The sequence below is a fragment of the Buchnera aphidicola (Aphis helianthi) genome, assembly GCF_005083845.1.
GTDB classification, from domain to species: Bacteria; Pseudomonadota; Gammaproteobacteria; order Enterobacterales; family Enterobacteriaceae; genus Buchnera; species Buchnera aphidicola_AW.
The window spans coordinates 500,881-517,216 of sequence record NZ_CP034894.1 but is presented as its reverse complement, the minus strand read 5'-3'; the positions used below and the strand labels follow the sequence as shown (position 1 = coordinate 517,216).

At 23.0% G+C, this 16,336-nt stretch carries 16 protein-coding genes and 1 pseudogene; 8 read left to right on the top strand and 9 right to left on the bottom strand.

Features of this window, described 5'->3' with window-relative positions:
- Positions 1 to 76: 76 nt before the first annotated feature.
- The 4 genes from clpX to D9V62_RS02405 form a co-directional block, all read right to left on the bottom strand.
- Positions 77 to 1,357 carry an ATP-dependent Clp protease ATP-binding subunit ClpX gene (gene clpX, locus D9V62_RS02420; protein WP_158340211.1) on the bottom strand — a complete coding sequence of 427 codons (1,281 nt, stop codon included), beginning with the start codon at positions 1,355 to 1,357 and terminating at the stop codon, positions 77 to 79.
- Positions 1,358 to 1,444: 87 nt separating this feature from the next.
- Positions 1,445 to 2,038: an ATP-dependent Clp endopeptidase proteolytic subunit ClpP gene (gene clpP, locus D9V62_RS02415; protein ID WP_158340210.1), complete on the bottom strand. Its 594-nt coding sequence runs from the start codon at positions 2,036 to 2,038 to the stop codon at positions 1,445 to 1,447.
- Between the two features lie 120 nt (positions 2,039 to 2,158).
- A complete protein-coding gene (gene tig, locus D9V62_RS02410; protein ID WP_158340209.1) occupies positions 2,159 to 3,472 on the bottom strand; it encodes a trigger factor in 1,314 nt (437 codons plus the stop codon).
- Positions 3,473 to 3,614: 142 nt separating this feature from the next.
- A complete protein-coding gene (locus tag D9V62_RS02405; protein ID WP_158340208.1) occupies positions 3,615 to 3,920 on the bottom strand; it encodes a BolA family protein in 306 nt (101 codons plus the stop codon).
- 291 nt (positions 3,921 to 4,211) lie between these two features.
- Here D9V62_RS02405 and cyoA point away from each other — a divergent pair, with 291 nt between their 5' ends.
- The 5 genes from cyoA (at position 4,212) to cyoE (ending at position 8,911) form a co-directional block, all read left to right on the top strand.
- On the top strand, positions 4,212 to 5,051 hold the full coding sequence (gene cyoA / locus D9V62_RS02400; protein ID WP_158340207.1) for a ubiquinol oxidase subunit II: 840 nt from the start codon (positions 4,212 to 4,214) through the stop codon (positions 5,049 to 5,051).
- A gap of 65 nt (positions 5,052 to 5,116) precedes the next feature.
- Positions 5,117 to 7,090: a cytochrome o ubiquinol oxidase subunit I gene (gene cyoB / locus D9V62_RS02395; protein WP_158340206.1), complete on the top strand. Its 1,974-nt coding sequence runs from the start codon at positions 5,117 to 5,119 to the stop codon at positions 7,088 to 7,090.
- 1 nt (position 7,091) lies between these two features.
- Positions 7,092 to 7,706: a cytochrome o ubiquinol oxidase subunit III gene (gene cyoC, locus D9V62_RS02390; RefSeq protein ID WP_158340205.1), complete on the top strand. Its 615-nt coding sequence runs from the start codon at positions 7,092 to 7,094 to the stop codon at positions 7,704 to 7,706.
- A complete protein-coding gene (cyoD, locus tag D9V62_RS02385; protein ID WP_158340204.1) occupies positions 7,706 to 8,032 on the top strand; it encodes a cytochrome o ubiquinol oxidase subunit IV in 327 nt (108 codons plus the stop codon). The genes cyoC and cyoD overlap by 1 nt, the downstream gene beginning before the upstream one ends.
- A 27-nt stretch (positions 8,033 to 8,059) precedes the next feature.
- Positions 8,060 to 8,911 carry a heme o synthase gene (gene cyoE, locus D9V62_RS02380; RefSeq protein ID WP_158340203.1) on the top strand — a complete coding sequence of 284 codons (852 nt, stop codon included), beginning with the start codon at positions 8,060 to 8,062 and terminating at the stop codon, positions 8,909 to 8,911.
- Between the two features lie 6 nt (positions 8,912 to 8,917).
- On the opposite strand, the gene D9V62_RS02375 is transcribed toward cyoE, so the two are convergent.
- Positions 8,918 to 9,265, bottom strand: a complete 348-nt coding sequence (locus D9V62_RS02375; protein ID WP_158340202.1) for a TusE/DsrC/DsvC family sulfur relay protein — start codon at positions 9,263 to 9,265, stop codon at positions 8,918 to 8,920.
- A 45-nt stretch (positions 9,266 to 9,310) separates the two neighbouring features.
- On the opposite strand from D9V62_RS02375, the gene D9V62_RS02370 reads away from it, so the two are divergent.
- From D9V62_RS02370 to dxs, 3 genes are all read left to right on the top strand, one after another.
- Positions 9,311 to 10,501, top strand: coding sequence for an MFS transporter (locus D9V62_RS02370; protein WP_261979500.1), 1,191 nt, complete (start codon positions 9,311 to 9,313; stop codon positions 10,499 to 10,501).
- Between the two features lie 63 nt (positions 10,502 to 10,564).
- Positions 10,565 to 11,449, top strand: coding sequence for a polyprenyl synthetase family protein (locus tag D9V62_RS02365; RefSeq protein WP_158340201.1), 885 nt, complete (start codon positions 10,565 to 10,567; stop codon positions 11,447 to 11,449).
- A 19-nt stretch (positions 11,450 to 11,468) separates the two neighbouring features.
- A complete protein-coding gene (gene dxs / locus D9V62_RS02360) occupies positions 11,469 to 13,232 on the top strand; it encodes a 1-deoxy-D-xylulose-5-phosphate synthase (protein WP_158340200.1) in 1,764 nt (587 codons plus the stop codon).
- 69 nt (positions 13,233 to 13,301) lie between these two features.
- Here the strand turns inward: dxs and nusB are convergent, their stop codons facing one another.
- From nusB to ribE, 4 genes and pseudogenes are all read right to left on the bottom strand, one after another.
- Positions 13,302 to 13,721: a transcription antitermination factor NusB gene (nusB, locus tag D9V62_RS02355; protein WP_158340199.1), complete on the bottom strand. Its 420-nt coding sequence runs from the start codon at positions 13,719 to 13,721 to the stop codon at positions 13,302 to 13,304.
- Between the two features lie 12 nt (positions 13,722 to 13,733).
- Positions 13,734 to 14,834, bottom strand: a pseudogene (gene ribD, locus D9V62_RS03200) (bifunctional diaminohydroxyphosphoribosylaminopyrimidine deaminase/5-amino-6-(5-phosphoribosylamino)uracil reductase RibD).
- 45 nt (positions 14,835 to 14,879) lie between these two features.
- Positions 14,880 to 15,854 (bottom strand): thiamine-phosphate kinase, encoded by a 975-nt coding sequence (thiL, locus tag D9V62_RS02340; protein WP_261979499.1) that lies wholly within the window; start codon positions 15,852 to 15,854, stop codon positions 14,880 to 14,882.
- On the bottom strand, positions 15,855 to 16,334 hold the full coding sequence (ribE, locus tag D9V62_RS02335) for a 6,7-dimethyl-8-ribityllumazine synthase (protein ID WP_158340197.1): 480 nt from the start codon (positions 16,332 to 16,334) through the stop codon (positions 15,855 to 15,857).
- Between the last annotated feature and the right edge of the window lie 2 nt (positions 16,335 to 16,336).

The following is a 16,336-nucleotide window of genomic DNA, read 5'->3' as shown; positions in this document are numbered from 1 at the left end:
AATTATTTTACATTTGATATTCAGTTTTTTAAAAATAAGTAAAGTTCAAGTCAAATTTTATTAGGACTTTTATTGTTTATTCACCAGATGCTTTTTTTGATTGATTTTTTTTATATATTATTTTAGGTGACGATTGTAAATTTATTACTTCTTCATTGATTATTACTTTTTCCACATTTTGCATTGATGGTAATTCATACATTATATTCAATAAAACTTTTTCAATAATAGATCTTAATCCTCTTGCTCCTGTTTGTTTTAATATTGCTTGTTTTGCAATTAATTTAATTGATTTTTTATCAAATTCTAATTTAACTTTTTCTAAGTTAAATAATGTTTGATACTGTTTAATTAAAGCGTTTTTAGGTTTACATAATATTTCAGTTAGTGCAGTTTCTGTTAATTCGTTTACTATTGTAATAATAGGTAAACGTCCAATAAATTCAGGAATTAATCCAAATTTTATTAGATCTTTTGGTTCGACTTGTTTTAATAGGTGTTTTTCTGATTTTTTACGATTTTTATTATTGATTTCTGCATTAAATCCAATTTCACTGTTTATATTAATTCTTTTCGCAATTATTTTTGATAATCCTGAAAATGCTCCTGCACATATAAATAAAATATTTGAAGTATTAATTTGTAAGAATTCTTGTTGTGGATGTTTACGACCACCTTGTGGTGGAACAGATGCTAGAGTTCCTTCAATTAGTTTTAGCAAAGCTTGTTGAACTCCTTCTCCTGATACATCTCTAGTTATAGAAGGATTATCAGATTTTCTAGAAATCTTATCTATTTCATCTATATATATAATTCCTAATTCTGCTTTTTTAATATTATATTTACATTTTTGCAATAATTTTTGTATTATATTTTCGACATCTTCCCCTACATATCCTGCTTCAGTTAAAGTAGTAGCATCTGCAATACTAAATGGTACATTTAATAGTTTTGCTAATGTTTCTGCTAATAAAGTTTTTCCACTTCCAGTAGGTCCAATTAATAAAATATTACTTTTACCAAGTTCAGCTTTTTCTGGATTTGTATTGATATTTCGAATACGTTGGTAGTGATTATAAACAGCTACAGATAAAACTTTTTTTGTATGATCTTGTCCTATTACATAGCTATCAAGATATTTTTTTATCTCAGATGGTGTAGGTAAATCTTTTAAATTATCATTCTGAACATCTTTTAATGTCTTTGTTTCTTCAATAATATTATTACATAATTTTATGCACTCATTACATATATAAACTGATGGTCCAGCAATAAGCTTGTCTACTTCTTTTTGTGTTTTTCCACAAAAAGAGCAATGAAGTAATGTTGTAGAATCATCTTTACTCTTATCTGTCATATTTTAAACCTCTTTTTTTATATTGATTGATTTTTTTGAGTAAATAGATTCTATTTGATTTTTAAAATAAAAAAATATTTTATATTTTTATGTTCGTTTCGTTAGAATTAAATCAATCAATCCATATTTAATAGATTGATTTGCTGATAAAAAGCAATCTCTTTCTGTATCTTTATTTATTTTTTTAATAGATTGTCCAGTATGAAAAGAAAATAATTGATTTAATTTTTTTTTCATTGTAATAATTTCTTTGGCATGAATAGCAATATCTGATGCTTGTCCTTGGAATCCACCTAACGGTTGATGAATCATAATTCTAGAATTTAATAAAGAACATCTTTTTCCCTTAGTACCAGCTGCTAATAAAAAAGCAGCCATTGAACATGCTTGACCTATGCAAATAGTTCTTATATCTGGATTGACAAATTGCATCGTATCATAAATAGACATACCAGAAGTAATAATTCCACCTGGTGAGTTAATATATAAAAATATATCTTTTTCTGGGTTTTCAGATTCTAAGAAGAGCATTTGAGCTATAATAGTATTAGCCATACTATCTTCTATATTACCACTCATAAAAATTATACGTTCTTTTAATAATCTTGAATATATATCATATGAACGTTCTCCTCTTGAATGTTGTTCAACAACCATTGGAATTAATATTGAATTAGACATTATTTAGGATTCTCTTGGTAAAAATTAAGTTTAAAAAGTAAAATATTAAAATTTTTAATAATTAAACTATTTTTTAAAGATATATATAAAGATATATAGAATTATAAAAAATTATGATTTTTAAAAAAATAATTCTTCTTGATAATTTAAGTGATAATTTATAAATTCATTGAAAGTATAAGGTTTTTCTGTAATTTTAATTTTATTTTTTATAAATTTTATAACTTTTTTTTCTAATTCTAAATTTTTTATTGTTTTCTTTAACATTTCATTTTTTTTATATAAATTAATAATTTCTAATGATTTTTTATATTTTTCAGCCATTTCTTTAATTTTTAATTTTATTTTTTTATCATCTATCGAAATTTTATTATCATTAATAATTTTTTCTAGAATAAATTTAGTATATAACCTTTTTTTAGCGTGTAATGAAAGATTAACATGATATTTTTTATCTAAAATATTTTTTGTTTCTGATTTGTATTCTTCTATTAGTTTTTTATGTAAATTTTTTATTTCTTCTTGTAATAAAATAGGGGGTATTTTGATTGGATTTACTTTTATTAACTTTTGTATAATTTGGTTTTTTAAATAATTTTGAGTTAATTGATTTATATCTTTAATTGTTTTATTTTTTATGGATTTTAAATTTAATTCAATAAATTTTGTATTTTTAATCTTTGTATCTATTTGTATATCTTGTTTTTCTTCAATTTTTATTATTTTAATTTTCAACGTTATGTGTTTATTAGTAAGTTCTTTTTCTGGGTGAAATGAAGAAAAAAATATTTTTAAAAAAATAATATCATTAGTATAATGATTAATAATTTTATTATTTAATTCATTTAATAAATGATTTTTAAAAACAATAAATTGAACATTTTTTTTATCAAATTGTTCTATTTTTTTATTATTCTCATAAGCGCAATAATTAATTGTAACGCGATCATTAATTTTAATAGATCTACTAACTTGATACCATGTGTTTTTTTCTTCTTGGCTATCTATTATATTTTTTTTTATATCTTCGTCGGTAACATTAACAATAATTTTTTCTGCTTTAATTAAGCTTAAATCTTTTACTTTAACTTTAGGATATACTTCATAAGTAACAGAATATTTAAAATTGTCATTTTGTTCTTCTTTTTTATCTATATGATATTTAGGATAACCAATAATATTAATTTTTTCTTTATTTAAAAACTCTAAAAAAAATTTTTGCATTAGTTTGTTAAATACATCATAATAAACACTATTTCCATATCTATTCTGTATTATTTTAATAGGTATTTTCCCTTTTCTAAAACCATTAATATTTGTTTTTTGATTAATTTTAGCAAACTCTTTAATAAGAGCATTATCTATTATTATTTTTGGAATATTGATTGTAACACGATGACCTGCGTCTTTGTTTTTTTCCAGAAGAAATTTCATCTTATTACCTTAAACAATTACATTTATCAGTTAATTTTAGATATTTTTTTATTTTTATAAAATTTTTATACTTGTTTAATTGAAATTTTTATTTGAACATTTATCTTAAAATTTTTTATCTTATATTATGATAGTTTTTTTATTATGATTTTTTAAAGCATTTTAGAGAATTAATTTTTTTATGTTTTTTATGTTCCCATTCGTTTACAGTGTAAGTATATAATGTAATTGAATATATTTTTTGTTTGTGTATTTCATTTAATCTTTTAAAGATTAAACGATGTCTATTAATTGTGTTTTTATTAATAAAATTATCGCTAACAATAATTATTTTTAGATGTGTAAGACTACTTTGATTGTATTTATGAAATTTACTATCATTATAAATTTCAATATTGCTTATATTTATTTTTGAGATTAAATATTTTTTTATTTTTTCTAAACACATAAAATTAATTTTATATCCTAATTCATATTATAAGAAAAATAGTTATAAAATTTTTTTTATATGAGATTTTATAAAACTATTTTAAAATAATTTCTTTAAGTAATAATTCTATTATTTACTATAATTTAAATACTTAATAAAAACAGATTTTTTTATTTTAAATTTTATCAATTTTTGAAAAATAATTCAATTATTTCAAAAATTATTAGTATTTTAAAAATATAAAATTTGTAATTAAGTAAAATAATTATCACTTAATTAATAAATATTAAATTTTGGAGTTTTTTTGAAATGATATGTGTAAATTTTTACAAATTTTTTAAGATATTATTATTAACTTCAATTATTTTTATATTAAATGGTTGTAATAGTATGTTATTGAGCCCACATGGAACGATTGCAAAACAAGAATCTTCTTTAATTTTAACATCGTTTATAATGATGTTATTTGTTGTTATTCCTGTTCTTTTTATGACAATATATTTTTCAGTCAAATATCGTTCTTCAAATATTAATCAAATATATAAACCAAATTGGTCTGAATCTAAAATAATAGAAACAGTAGTATGGATTATACCTATTTTAATAATTTCTTTTTTAGCATTATTAACATGGAACTATTGTCATATTTTAGACCCTAAAAAGTCTATAGTATCTAAATATAAGCCTATAAAAATAGATGTTATTGCATTAGATTGGAGATGGTTGTTTATTTATCCAGAATATGGCATAGCAAGTATTAATGAAATTGCTTTTCCTACAAATAGACCAGTAGTTTTTCGTATAACATCAAATTCTGTTATGAATTCTTTTTTTATTCCCTCTCTGGGTAGTCAAATATATGCTATGCCTGGAATGATAACGAAATTAAATTTAATTTCTAATGATTCAGGAAAATACAAAGGAATATCTGCTAATTATAGTGGAAAAGGATTTTCTAATATGAAATTTACTGTAATCTCATTACCAAACAAAAAAATGTTTACAAATTGGATTAATAATATAAAAAATTCGCCAAAAAAATTAAATACTATAAAAATGTTTAATAAAGTCTCTTTGCCTAATGAAAATCATTATGTAGAATATTTTTCTAATGTTGATAAAACGTTATTTAATAAAATATTTCATTAATTTTTTTAAAAATAAATTTTGAATAGATTTAATATACTTTTTTTTAAAGTACGGGAGAGATGAATATGTTTGGAAAATTAACATTAAACTCTATACCTTATCATGAACCTATTATAATGATTACGTACACTGTTATTATTTTAATTGGATTATGCTTAATTTCGGGTATTACTTATTATAAGAAATGGAAATATCTATGGTTAGAATGGTTTACTACTGTTGATCATAAAAAAATAGCTATTATGTATGGAATATTGGCTTTTATTATGTTATTTAGAGGATTTGTAGATGCAATATTGATGCGTGCTCAACAAGTAATTTCTTCTTCAGGACAGCATGGTTTTTTACCACCACATCATTATGATCAAATATTTACAGCACATGGTGTAATAATGATTTTTTTTGTGGCAATGCCTCTTGTAATTGGATTGATGAATTTAGTAGTGCCATTACAAATTGGTGCTAGAGATGTAGCTTTTCCCTTTCTTAATAGTTTAAGTTTTTGGTTAAATGTAAGTAGTGCTGTATTATTAACTATTTCCTTAGGAGTAGGTGAATTTGCACAAACTGGTTGGCTAGCTTATCCACCATTATCTGGTATTAAATATAGTCCTGGAGTGGGAGTGGATTATTGGATTTGGAGTCTTCAAATTTCCGGTATTGGAACAACTTTAACAGGAATTAATTTTTTAGTAACTATTCTAAAAATGAGAGCTCCTGGTATGAATTTTTTCAAAATGCCTGTATTTACTTGGGCATCTTTATGCACAAATATATTAATAGTTATATCTTTTCCAGTATTAACTGTAACTTTGTTATTATTAACCTTAGATCGTTATTTTGATTTTCATTTTTTTACTAATGATCTTGGTGGAAATGCTATGATGTATGTTAACTTAATATGGATTTGGGGACATCCAGAAGTATATATTTTAGTTTTACCTGTATTTGGTATTTTTTCAGAAATAGTAGCTACTTTTTCAAAGAAACGTTTATTTGGATATGTTTCTTTAGTTTGGGCAACATTAGCTATTACTATTTTATCTTTTATTGTTTGGTTACATCATTTCTTTACGATGGGTGCGCAATCAAATATTAATGCTTTTTTTGGAATTACTACTATGATTATAGCAATTCCTACTGGAGTAAAAATTTTTAATTGGTTATTTACTATGTATCAAGGTCGTGTTCATATGCATTCTTCAATGTTATGGACTATTGGATTTTTATTAACTTTTTCTATTGGTGGAATGACTGGTGTATTATTATCTATTCCTCCAGCTGATTTCATTTTACATAATAGTGTCTTTTTAGTTGCTCATTTTCACAATGTAATCATTGGTGGCGTTGTTTTTGGTTGTTTCGCTGGAATTAACTATTGGTTTCCAAAATTATTTGGTTTTACTTTAAATGAAACTTGGGGGAAACGTGCATTTTGGTTTTGGATAATAGGTTTCCTTACTGCTTTTATGCCTTTATATTTTTTAGGTTTTATGGGAATGACTCGTCGTTTAAGTCAGAATATTGATACAGAATTTCATTTTTTATTATGTATTGCTGCTATTGGTGCTTTTTTTATTGGAATAGGTATTATATGTCAGATAATTCAATTTTATATTTCAATAAAAAATCGTCATAATAATTTAGATCATACTGGTGATCCATGGGATGGAAGAACGTTAGAATGGTCTACTTCTTCTCCTGCTCCATTTTATAATTTTGCTATTATTCCTGATATTAAACATAGAGATGATTTTTGGGAAACAAAAAAGCAAAATAAACGTATAAAAAATATTAATTATCATGAAATTCATATGCCAAAAAATACAGAATTAGGATTTTTTATTGGTTTTTTATCTTTAATATTTGGTTTTTCTGCTGTTTGGCATATTTTTTGGTTATGTTCATTATCTTTTTTTGTAATAATTGCAAGTTTAATTATTAAAAGTGTTAATGAAGATAATGATTATATCATTTCTATAGAAGAAATTAAAAAAATAGAAGATCAAAAATCTTTTAATGTTAAAAAAGTAGGTTAAAATGACAAAAAAAACAAAAGATCAAATATCATATCCTTTTTTCAAAAAAAAAGATGAAAAATTACACAATAATAAATTGTTTGGATTATGGATATATTTAATGAGTGATTGCATTATGTTTGCTGTTTTATTTGCCGTATATGCAATTATTTTTCATAATTTAACTATAAATTTTATTAGTTATAAAATTTTTAATTTATCTTCTATTTTTTTTGAAACATTTATTTTATTACTAAGTTCATTTACATGTGCCATGTTAACTATAGAAAAAGATAAGAAAAATATAAAAATGATTTATTTTTATTTGATTATTACCTTTTTTTTAGGTGTAATTTTTCTTATTCTAGAAGCTAATGAGTTTTATAATTTATTTATAGAAAACTATACTCCTAATCAACATGCTTTTTTTTCTATCTTTTTCACAATTGTAGGTATACATGGTATTCATATTATTTTTGGTTTAATTTTATTATTATCAATTATTTATCAGATTTTTAAATTAGGTTTAACTAATACTATTCAAATTCGCATATCATGTTTTAGTTTATTTTGGCATTTTCTAGATATTATATGGGTTTGTATTTTTACTTTTATTTATTTAAATGGAGTAATTTAATGCGTAAATCTTTTAAATTAAAGTTTTGCTTTAATCATAAAGTGCAATCTTATATATATGGTTTTTTATTTTCTATGTTGTTAACTATCATTCCATTTTTAATTGTTATAAATCAATATTTTTCTGATTCAATTAGTCGGTTAATAGTTGTATTTTGTGCTTTACTTCAAATTATTATACATTTTATATATTTTTTACATTTAAATAGTATTCAAAAAAATTATTGGTATTTAGCGTCTTTATTGTTTGTTTTAATTATTATGTTTATTGTTGTTTTTGGTTCTATATGGATTATGTTTAATTTAAATCATCATGTTATGATATAAAAATAATTTGAAAATATGTTTATTTATATGTTGAAATATTATTTAGAAATAATAAAACCTCGTATTATTTTTGGGAATATAATCTTAATTATAGGTGGTTTTTTATTTTCGTCTCACTTATCTTTTAATATTTTTTTGTTTATTTCTACTATTTTAGGAGCGTCTTTGGTTATTGCTTCTAGTTGTGTATTTAATAATTTTATTGATATAGAAATAGATTCGAAAATGCATAGGACAAAAAATAGAGTTTTAGTTAAAAAATTACTTCAACCTATTTCAGTTTTTATTTTTGGATTAATTATAGGTGGATTAGGTGTATTTATATTAGGTTTTTTAGTAAATGCTTTATCAATGTTTTTATCAATAATTGGATTTGTTATTTATGTTTTTATTTATACATTTTTAAAGAGAAAATCAATATATTCTACTTTTATTGGAAGCTTTTCGGGATCAATACCATCTTTAATTGGATATACTGCAGCTAATAATACTATTAATTCAGTTTGTATTTTATTATTTATTATTTTTATATTTTGGCAAATGGCTCATTTTTATGCTATTTCTATTATTTATATAGAAGATTATAAAAATGCAAATTTGCCTCTTTTCCCAATAGTAAAAGGTGTTTTAAAAACAAAAAAACATATTTTTTATTATATAATATGTTTTATATTATCTAGTTCTATGTTAACATTTTTAGGTTATTTAGGTTATATTTTTCTTTTTTTTAATCTTATTTTAAATTTCTACTGGTTATATATATCGTATTTGAACATACAAGAAAAAAATCACTTTAAATTTTCTAGAAAAATATTTTATTTATCTATTATAATCGTTGTTTTTTTTAATATATTAATTTCGATTCATTTTAAATTTTAATATTTTTTATAAACATTGCGAAGGTTTCGGTATTCCAGCTATTTTACTAGCTTGTTTTGCAGGACCCTTAGGAAATAGTTGGAATAAATAAATACTATGAATTTTTTTTCCTAATTCTTTTTCAATACCATGAATTAACATACGCATTGATGGAGTCAAATTATATTTAATATAAAATTTTCTTATGAAATATATTATTTCCCAATGATTATCTGTAAGTATAATTTTTTCTTTTTTTGCGATTTCTTCTGCTACATGAATATCCCAATCGTTATTATTTTTTAAGTATCCTTCTAAATCTTTTTCTATTTTTTCGTAATTTAGATTTTTTTTAGTATTTTTTATTGATAGCATAATTTTTTATAATATAAAAAGTTTTTAAAAAATATTGAGTTTAAAATGAAAAATTATAAAATGAATTATTTTGAATTACAAGTAACATTAAGTTTTTGTATTGTTTTTTTGTTACGTATGTTGGGAATTTTTTCTATTCTTCCAGTTTTAAGCAAACATGGATTATATTTAAATGGAGGGAATAAATTTTTAATTGGATTATCAGTGAGTGTTTATGCTATTACTCAAATGATATTTCAAGTTCCATTTGGTGTTTTATCTGATAAATTTTGTCGAAAGAAAATAATTATATTTGGTCTTTTTATTTTCTTTATCGGTAGTATGATAGCTGCAAATACAAATTCTATCTGGGGGTTAATTATTGGAAGAGCTATACAAGGTGCTGGAGCTATTTCTGGTGTTTCTATGGCGTTGTTATCTGATTTGATAAGGAAAGAAAATCGCATTAAATCTATTTCTGCTATAGGTGCAAGTTTTGCTATTTCTTTCTTAATTGCTGTTGTTTTCGGTTCTTTAGTGATTGAAAAATTTAATTTTGCTTTTATTTTTTGGATTTCTGCTATATTTTCAATTATTTGTATGTTAATTGTTTTTTGTACAATTCCTTCATATGTAAATAAAAAAAATAGAAATAATAAATTAAAAAAAGAAATAAATTTTTTCAATCAAAATAATATTAAGTATTTATTTAATATAAATTTTTTTAGATTTTATTTTAGTATATTTTGTTTGCATTTTTTATTAACAATGCATTTCTTAATTATACCGCATCAATTAGAGATTTCTGGACTTGTATTAAATTATCATTGGATTGTTTATTTGGTTACTATAATTTTTTCTTTTTTTATTTTATATTTTATTATATTTTATGGTAAGTTTTATTTTTGTTTAAAAAACATTATTGAAGTATGTGTGTTTTTTATTTTTTTGTCATCATTATGTTTTTTATTTTTTTATAATAATTTATTATTTTTGATATTATCTTTACAGGTTTTTTTTATAGCTTTTAATATATTAGAAATATTTCTTCCTTCATATTTAAATCAAAAAATATCTACTAATGATTATAAAGGTAGTATTATGAGCATTTATTCTACTAGTCAATATTTAGGGATATCTTTAGGGGGTATTATAAATGGATGGTTATATACTTTTTTAAATGTTTCACAAATTTTTTTATTCGAAGTTTTTTTAGTTTTTATATGGTTTATATTTAATTGTTTTTGTAAAAAATAATATTTATAAGTATAATTAATAAAAATTTATATTAACTATTTTTTAATTTCTAGGCATTTAAATATGAATTTTTCTAATTTTTATAATATTTATCAAAATCGTATAAATAATAAATTACTTAATGTATTAAATAATTTGCCTTCTCAGACTTCGATTCTTATAAAATCTATGAAATACGGTACTTTAATAGGAGGAAAAAGATTACGTGCATGTTTAGTTTATACTATTGGAGAAATGTTTAAAGTAAATATTGTTACATTAGATGTAATATCTATATCTATTGAACTAATTCATTCTTATTCATTAATTCATGATGATTTACCATGTATTGATAATGATTATTTTCGAAGAGGTAAATTATCTTGTCATATAAAATATGGTGAAAATTTTGCTATACTTGCTGGAGATGCACTGCAAAGCTTAGCATTTAATATTTTATCTACGCATGTTATGCCTGGTGTTTCAAATAGAAAACGTTTAAAAATTATTTCTGAATTATCTTATGCTATTGGATGTACTGGTATGTGTATTGGACAAGCATTGGATTTACAAAAAAACACAAAAGAACTTAACATTACTGAATTGGAAAAAATTTATTTATATAAAACTGCGTTTTTAATTAGATCGTCTATTCGATTATCATATTTATCTTCAAATTTTTTTTCTAAAGAAATATTGTTACTATTAGATCGTTATGCTATTTCAATAGGTTTAGCTTTTCAAATTCAAGATGATATTTTTGATTTTAATAACGATACTAAAAAATTAAATAAAAATCACAATATATATAATACATATCCGTATTTAATTGGAATAAAAAAATCTCAAGAGAAAATACAAATTTTACATCAAGAAGCGTTATCTATTTTAAAATTTTTTAAAAAAAAACATTTTATTATTAATAAATTAAAATTATTAACAGATTTTATAATTAAACGCTCAAAATGAATTTAATAATGAGTTCCTAATGAATTTTGATATTAAAAAATATCCAATTTTATCTTTAGCTAATTCAGTCGAAAGTTTAAGATATTTATCAATTAAACAATTACCTCAATTATGTATTGAATTGAGAAAATATTTATTAGATATAATTTTCATTACTGAAGGACATTGTGCATCTGGATTAGGTGTAGTTGAAATTACAGTCGCTTTACATTATGTTTATAATACGCCTTTTGATAATTTATTATGGGATGTCGGACATCAATCTTATCCTCATAAGATATTAACTGGAAGATTTAAAAAGATTATTAGTATTAGACAAAAAAATGGATTACATCCATTTCCTTTTCGTGGAGAAAGTAAGTACGATGTATTTGGTACGGGTCATTCTTCAACTTCCATTAGTGCAGGTTTAGGTCTTTCAGTTGCAGCTCAAAAAGAAGGAAAAAATAGAAAAACTATTTCTGTTATTGGAGATGGAGCAATGAGCGCTGGAATGGCGTTTGAAGCAATGAATCATGCTGGCGAAATACAATCTGACTTATTGGTTATATTAAATGATAATGGAATGTCTATTTCTAAAAATATAGGTGCTTTAAATAAACATTTTAAAAGTTTAAATACTATTCAACACAATCATATAGTAAAAAATTCATTTTTTGAAAATTTATCTTTTCAATATTTAGGACCTTTTGATGGACATAATATTTTTAATTTAATTAATCTATTAAAAGATATAAAAAAGAAAAAAAGTAGTTGTTTATTACATTTAGTAACAAAAAAAGGAAAAGGTTATCTTCCAGCAGAGTTAGATCCAATTAAATGGCATACAGTTCCTCAAAATAATTTTTCATCTTCTAATAATAAAATTCTTACTTATTCAGAAGTATTTGGTTCCTGGCTTTGTGAAATAGCTAGTATTGATAAAAAGTTAATTGCTATTACGCCTGCGATGTGTGAAGGTTCGGGTATGTTAAATTTTTCTCGTTTATTTCCTAATCAATATTTTGATGTTGCTATTGCCGAACAACATGCAGTTACTTTTGCGGCTGGTTTAGCTGTTGCAGGATATAATCCTGTTGTTTCAATTTATTCGACTTTTTTACAACGTGCTTATGATCAAATTATACATGATGTTGCATTGCAAAAATTATCTGTTTTATTTGCTATTGATAGAGCTGGGATAGTAGGTAATGATGGACCAACTCATCAAGGTATTTTTGATTTAGCTTATTTAAGATGTATTCCTGGGATTGTTATTATGACTCCAAGCAATGAAAATGAATGTAGACAGATGCTATATACTGCATATATGTACAAAAAAGGTCCTACTGTAGTCAGATATCCTAAAGGTAAAGGAATAGGTGTTCCATTAATGCCAATGCGTATAATACCATTGGGTAAATCTATTTTAAAAAGAGTAGGATGTAAAATAGCAATTTTAAATTTCGGTGCTTTACTAGAATCAGCTTTATTAGCAGCAAATAATTTAAATGCAACACTTGTCGATATGAGATTTGTTAAACCATTAGATACAAATATAATTGTTACATTATCTTCTAAATATCAATTTTTAGTTACTATTGAAGAAGGAATTATTTCAGGCGGAGCAGGTAGTTCAGTAAATGAATTTATTATGACAAAAAAAATTTTACTTCCAGTACTAAATATTGGACTACCAGATACATTTATTGCTCAAGGTAGTCAAAAAGAAATTAGAAGTAATTATCAATTAGATGCGGAAGGAATTGAAAAAAAAATTTTTTCTTGGATATCATCATATTAAAAATATAAATATATTTTAGTATATGATTTTATTTGTAAAAAAAGTAAAATTTTAAAAATTAAAATAACATTATTTTTTTTTGTTTATTTTTTGTAATGCAGCTTTATCTAAAACTCCATTAATAAACTTGTGACTATCTTCAGATCCAAATAATTTAGCCAATTCAATACCTTCATTAATAGAAACTTTATAAGGTATATCATTTCTATTATACAATTCATAAAATGAAATTCGAAGAATCGCCTTTTCTACTTGTCCTAATTTTTTTAAAGAACGAGATAAATAAGGTTTTATTAAATTATCTATATTTTTACAGTTACTTGTTATTCCTAAAATTAAATCATAAAAATATTTTAAGTCAATATTTCTTTTGTTTTTCTCTTTTAAAAATTCTATTGCATTATCTTTTATGTTATTTTGGGAAATCTCCCAGGAATAAAGCATTTGTACAGCACAAGCACGGGCTTTTCTCCGAAAATTTGGGTTCATTATACAACTTTCCTAATTGTTTATTTTTTGTAGAGGTTCTAATATTAATCTAATATCTGGTCCTATTTTTCTAAAATCTAAAAAATTAAATTTAAAACATTCGAATAGTTTTAAATCATTTTTTAATACAAATAATGGTTTTGCTTCATGTCCTAATATTTTAGGTGCGATATATATAATTATTTCATCTATTAATTGCATTTTTAATAAGCAACCAGATAAAGTACTGCCAGCTTCTATCCACAGATTATTAATATTTAAATTTCCTAAAAATTTTAATGTAGATTTAATATTAATTTTATTTTTATATGGTTTTATGATAATTTGTTTTATATTTTCAGGCCATAATTCATTATCTGGTTTTAACCTCATTAATAAAATTTTTTCTTTTGTATGCATTATCTTATGTGATTTTTTCATTCTATTTTGACTATCTATAATAACTCTTATTGGGTGTTTAAAATCGTGCTCAGGAAATTTAGATAGTGTTGTTTTATTAAATTCTTCTTTACGTACAGTTAATTGTGCATTATCTTGTAGAATAGTTTTACTACTACTTAAGATTGCTGAACTTTTAGCCCGAAACATTTGAACATCTTGACGTGAATATTGAGAAGTAATCCATTTACTTTCACCATCTTGCATAGCAATTCTTCCGTCTATTGACATTGCTAGTTTAAGTTGTATTCATGGAAATCCAGTATTCATACGTTTAAAAAAACCTTTATTATATTTTTTAGATTCTTTTGATAATAAGCCTACTTCTACAAAAATACCATGTTCTCTAAGATAAATTACTCCTTTTCCGGATACTCTTGGGTTTGGATCTAAATTTGATATAATTACATGAATTATACCAAAATTAATTAGTGCATCACAGCATGGAGGAGTTTTTCCAAAATGGTTACATGGTTCTAATGTAATATATGCAACTCCTCCTTTTGCTTTTTCTCCTGCCATATTTAATGCGTTCACTTCAGCATGATTTTCTCCATATTTTTTATGCCATCCTTCGCCAACAATATGATTTTTATTAACAATTACACAACCAACATTAGGATTTGGAGCAGTTGTAAATTCTCCTAATTTACTAAGTTGTATTGCTCTTTTCATATAAAATATATTTTTCATATTTTACCAAAGTTTTTGAAAATTATTTTAATTAAAATGATTAAAACCTATGTTTTTAAAATTAACTTTTTTATTGTTTTTTATTAAATTAAGACCTTTTTCTTGTGAAGTAACATATCCAATATGTTTACATTGAATTAAATTTTTTTGAATAGCTAAATTTAATTTTTTAATATTTTTTTTGGAAATTGTAAAGCACAATTCATAATCTTCTCCAAAATATAATGCCCAATTAAAATAATTAGTTTTTTTAAAATTATTTGTTAAATTTTTTGAAATAGGTAATTTATTTAAATAGATATCAGCTCCACATTGACTTTTTTTTAATATATGTCCTAAATCAGAAATTAATCCATCTGAGATATCTATTGCTGAATTAGCAAAATTTCTTAGTATTATGCCTTCAGAAATGCGTGGAATAGGATTAAGATGTTTTTGAATAAGATATTTTTTTGTTTTTATATTAATTAAATATTTTTTTTTTTGTAATAAAAAAAAACCAGCAGCGCTTTCTCCAAGATATCCTGTTACATATATTAAATCTCCTTCTTTAGCATTTTCCCTTAATAACGCTTTTTCACCTTGAATTAACCCATAAACACTTATTGTAATACTTAAAGGACCACAATTAGTATCTCCACCAATAAGTATAATTTTATATTGATTTAAAATTTTAAAAAAATTTTCACTAAAACATTTTAACCATTGATTATCTGATTTAGGCATAGTAATCGATAATGTAATCCATTTAGGAAGAGCACCCATAGCAGCTAGATCGCTAAGATTAACAGCAATGGTTTTATACGCTAAATTTTTAGGAGTTATATTTTTAAAAAAATGAGTTCCTTCTACTAAAGTATCAGTACTAATTGCAAGGATATTATGTTTTGGTATTTTGATTAATGCGCTATCGTCTCCAATACCTTTAATAAGGTTTTTATCTGTTTTTTGATATTTATTAAAAAAATTAGAGATAATTTCAAATTCATTATATTTTATCATTTAATCATCATTTTTTTTTAATTTTTCTATAATATTTATCATTTCTAATGCTGCTAATGCAGCTTCAGATCCCTTATTTCCCATTTTCAAACCTGATCTTTCAATAGATTGTTCTAAATTATTTGTTGTCAATATTCCTAATGTGATTGGAATAAAATGTTTTATACTAATTTTTGAAAGATTACTATATATATCACCTGAAATATATTTAAAGTGATCTGTACTACCCTTAATAATTGTTCCTATTGTAATAATAGCATTATATTTTTTATGTTTTGCAATGTAACTTGCTATTAATGGGATTTCATAGGCTCCAGGAACATATATTTTAAAAATATTCTCTTCTTTTATTTGACCTATTCTTATTAAAGTATCTAGTGCTCCAGATAATAAACTATTATTAATAAATTGATTAAATCTAGAAATTATTATTGCAATAGATGCTGTTTTATTTGTAATTCCTGATTGAATAATATTCATTG

Coding starts and splice junctions, on each gene's coding strand:
- clpX (WP_158340211.1), bottom strand. CDS start 1,357: ATGACAGATAAGAGTAAAGATGATTCTACAACATTACTTCATTGCTCT.
- tig (WP_158340209.1), bottom strand. CDS start 3,472: ATGAAATTTCTTCTGGAAAAAAACAAAGACGCAGGTCATCGTGTTACA.
- cyoC (WP_158340205.1), top strand. CDS start 7,092: ATGACAAAAAAAACAAAAGATCAAATATCATATCCTTTTTTCAAAAAA.
- ribE (WP_158340197.1), bottom strand. CDS start 16,334: ATGAATATTATTCAATCAGGAATTACAAATAAAACAGCATCTATTGCA.
- D9V62_RS02405 (WP_158340208.1), bottom strand. CDS start 3,920: ATGTGTTTAGAAAAAATAAAAAAATATTTAATCTCAAAAATAAATATA.
- cyoD (WP_158340204.1), top strand. CDS start 7,706: ATGCGTAAATCTTTTAAATTAAAGTTTTGCTTTAATCATAAAGTGCAA.
- D9V62_RS02375 (WP_158340202.1), bottom strand. CDS start 9,265: ATGCTATCAATAAAAAATACTAAAAAAAATCTAAATTACGAAAAAATA.
- clpP (WP_158340210.1), bottom strand. CDS start 2,038: ATGTCTAATTCAATATTAATTCCAATGGTTGTTGAACAACATTCAAGA.
- thiL (WP_261979499.1), bottom strand. CDS start 15,854: ATGATAAAATATAATGAATTTGAAATTATCTCTAATTTTTTTAATAAA.
- dxs (WP_158340200.1), top strand. CDS start 11,469: ATGAATTTTGATATTAAAAAATATCCAATTTTATCTTTAGCTAATTCA.
- cyoA (WP_158340207.1), top strand. CDS start 4,212: ATGATATGTGTAAATTTTTACAAATTTTTTAAGATATTATTATTAACT.
- D9V62_RS02370 (WP_261979500.1), top strand. CDS start 9,311: ATGAAAAATTATAAAATGAATTATTTTGAATTACAAGTAACATTAAGT.
- D9V62_RS02365 (WP_158340201.1), top strand. CDS start 10,565: ATGAATTTTTCTAATTTTTATAATATTTATCAAAATCGTATAAATAAT.
- nusB (WP_158340199.1), bottom strand. CDS start 13,721: ATGAACCCAAATTTTCGGAGAAAAGCCCGTGCTTGTGCTGTACAAATG.
- cyoE (WP_158340203.1), top strand. CDS start 8,060: ATGTTGAAATATTATTTAGAAATAATAAAACCTCGTATTATTTTTGGG.
- cyoB (WP_158340206.1), top strand. CDS start 5,117: ATGTTTGGAAAATTAACATTAAACTCTATACCTTATCATGAACCTATT.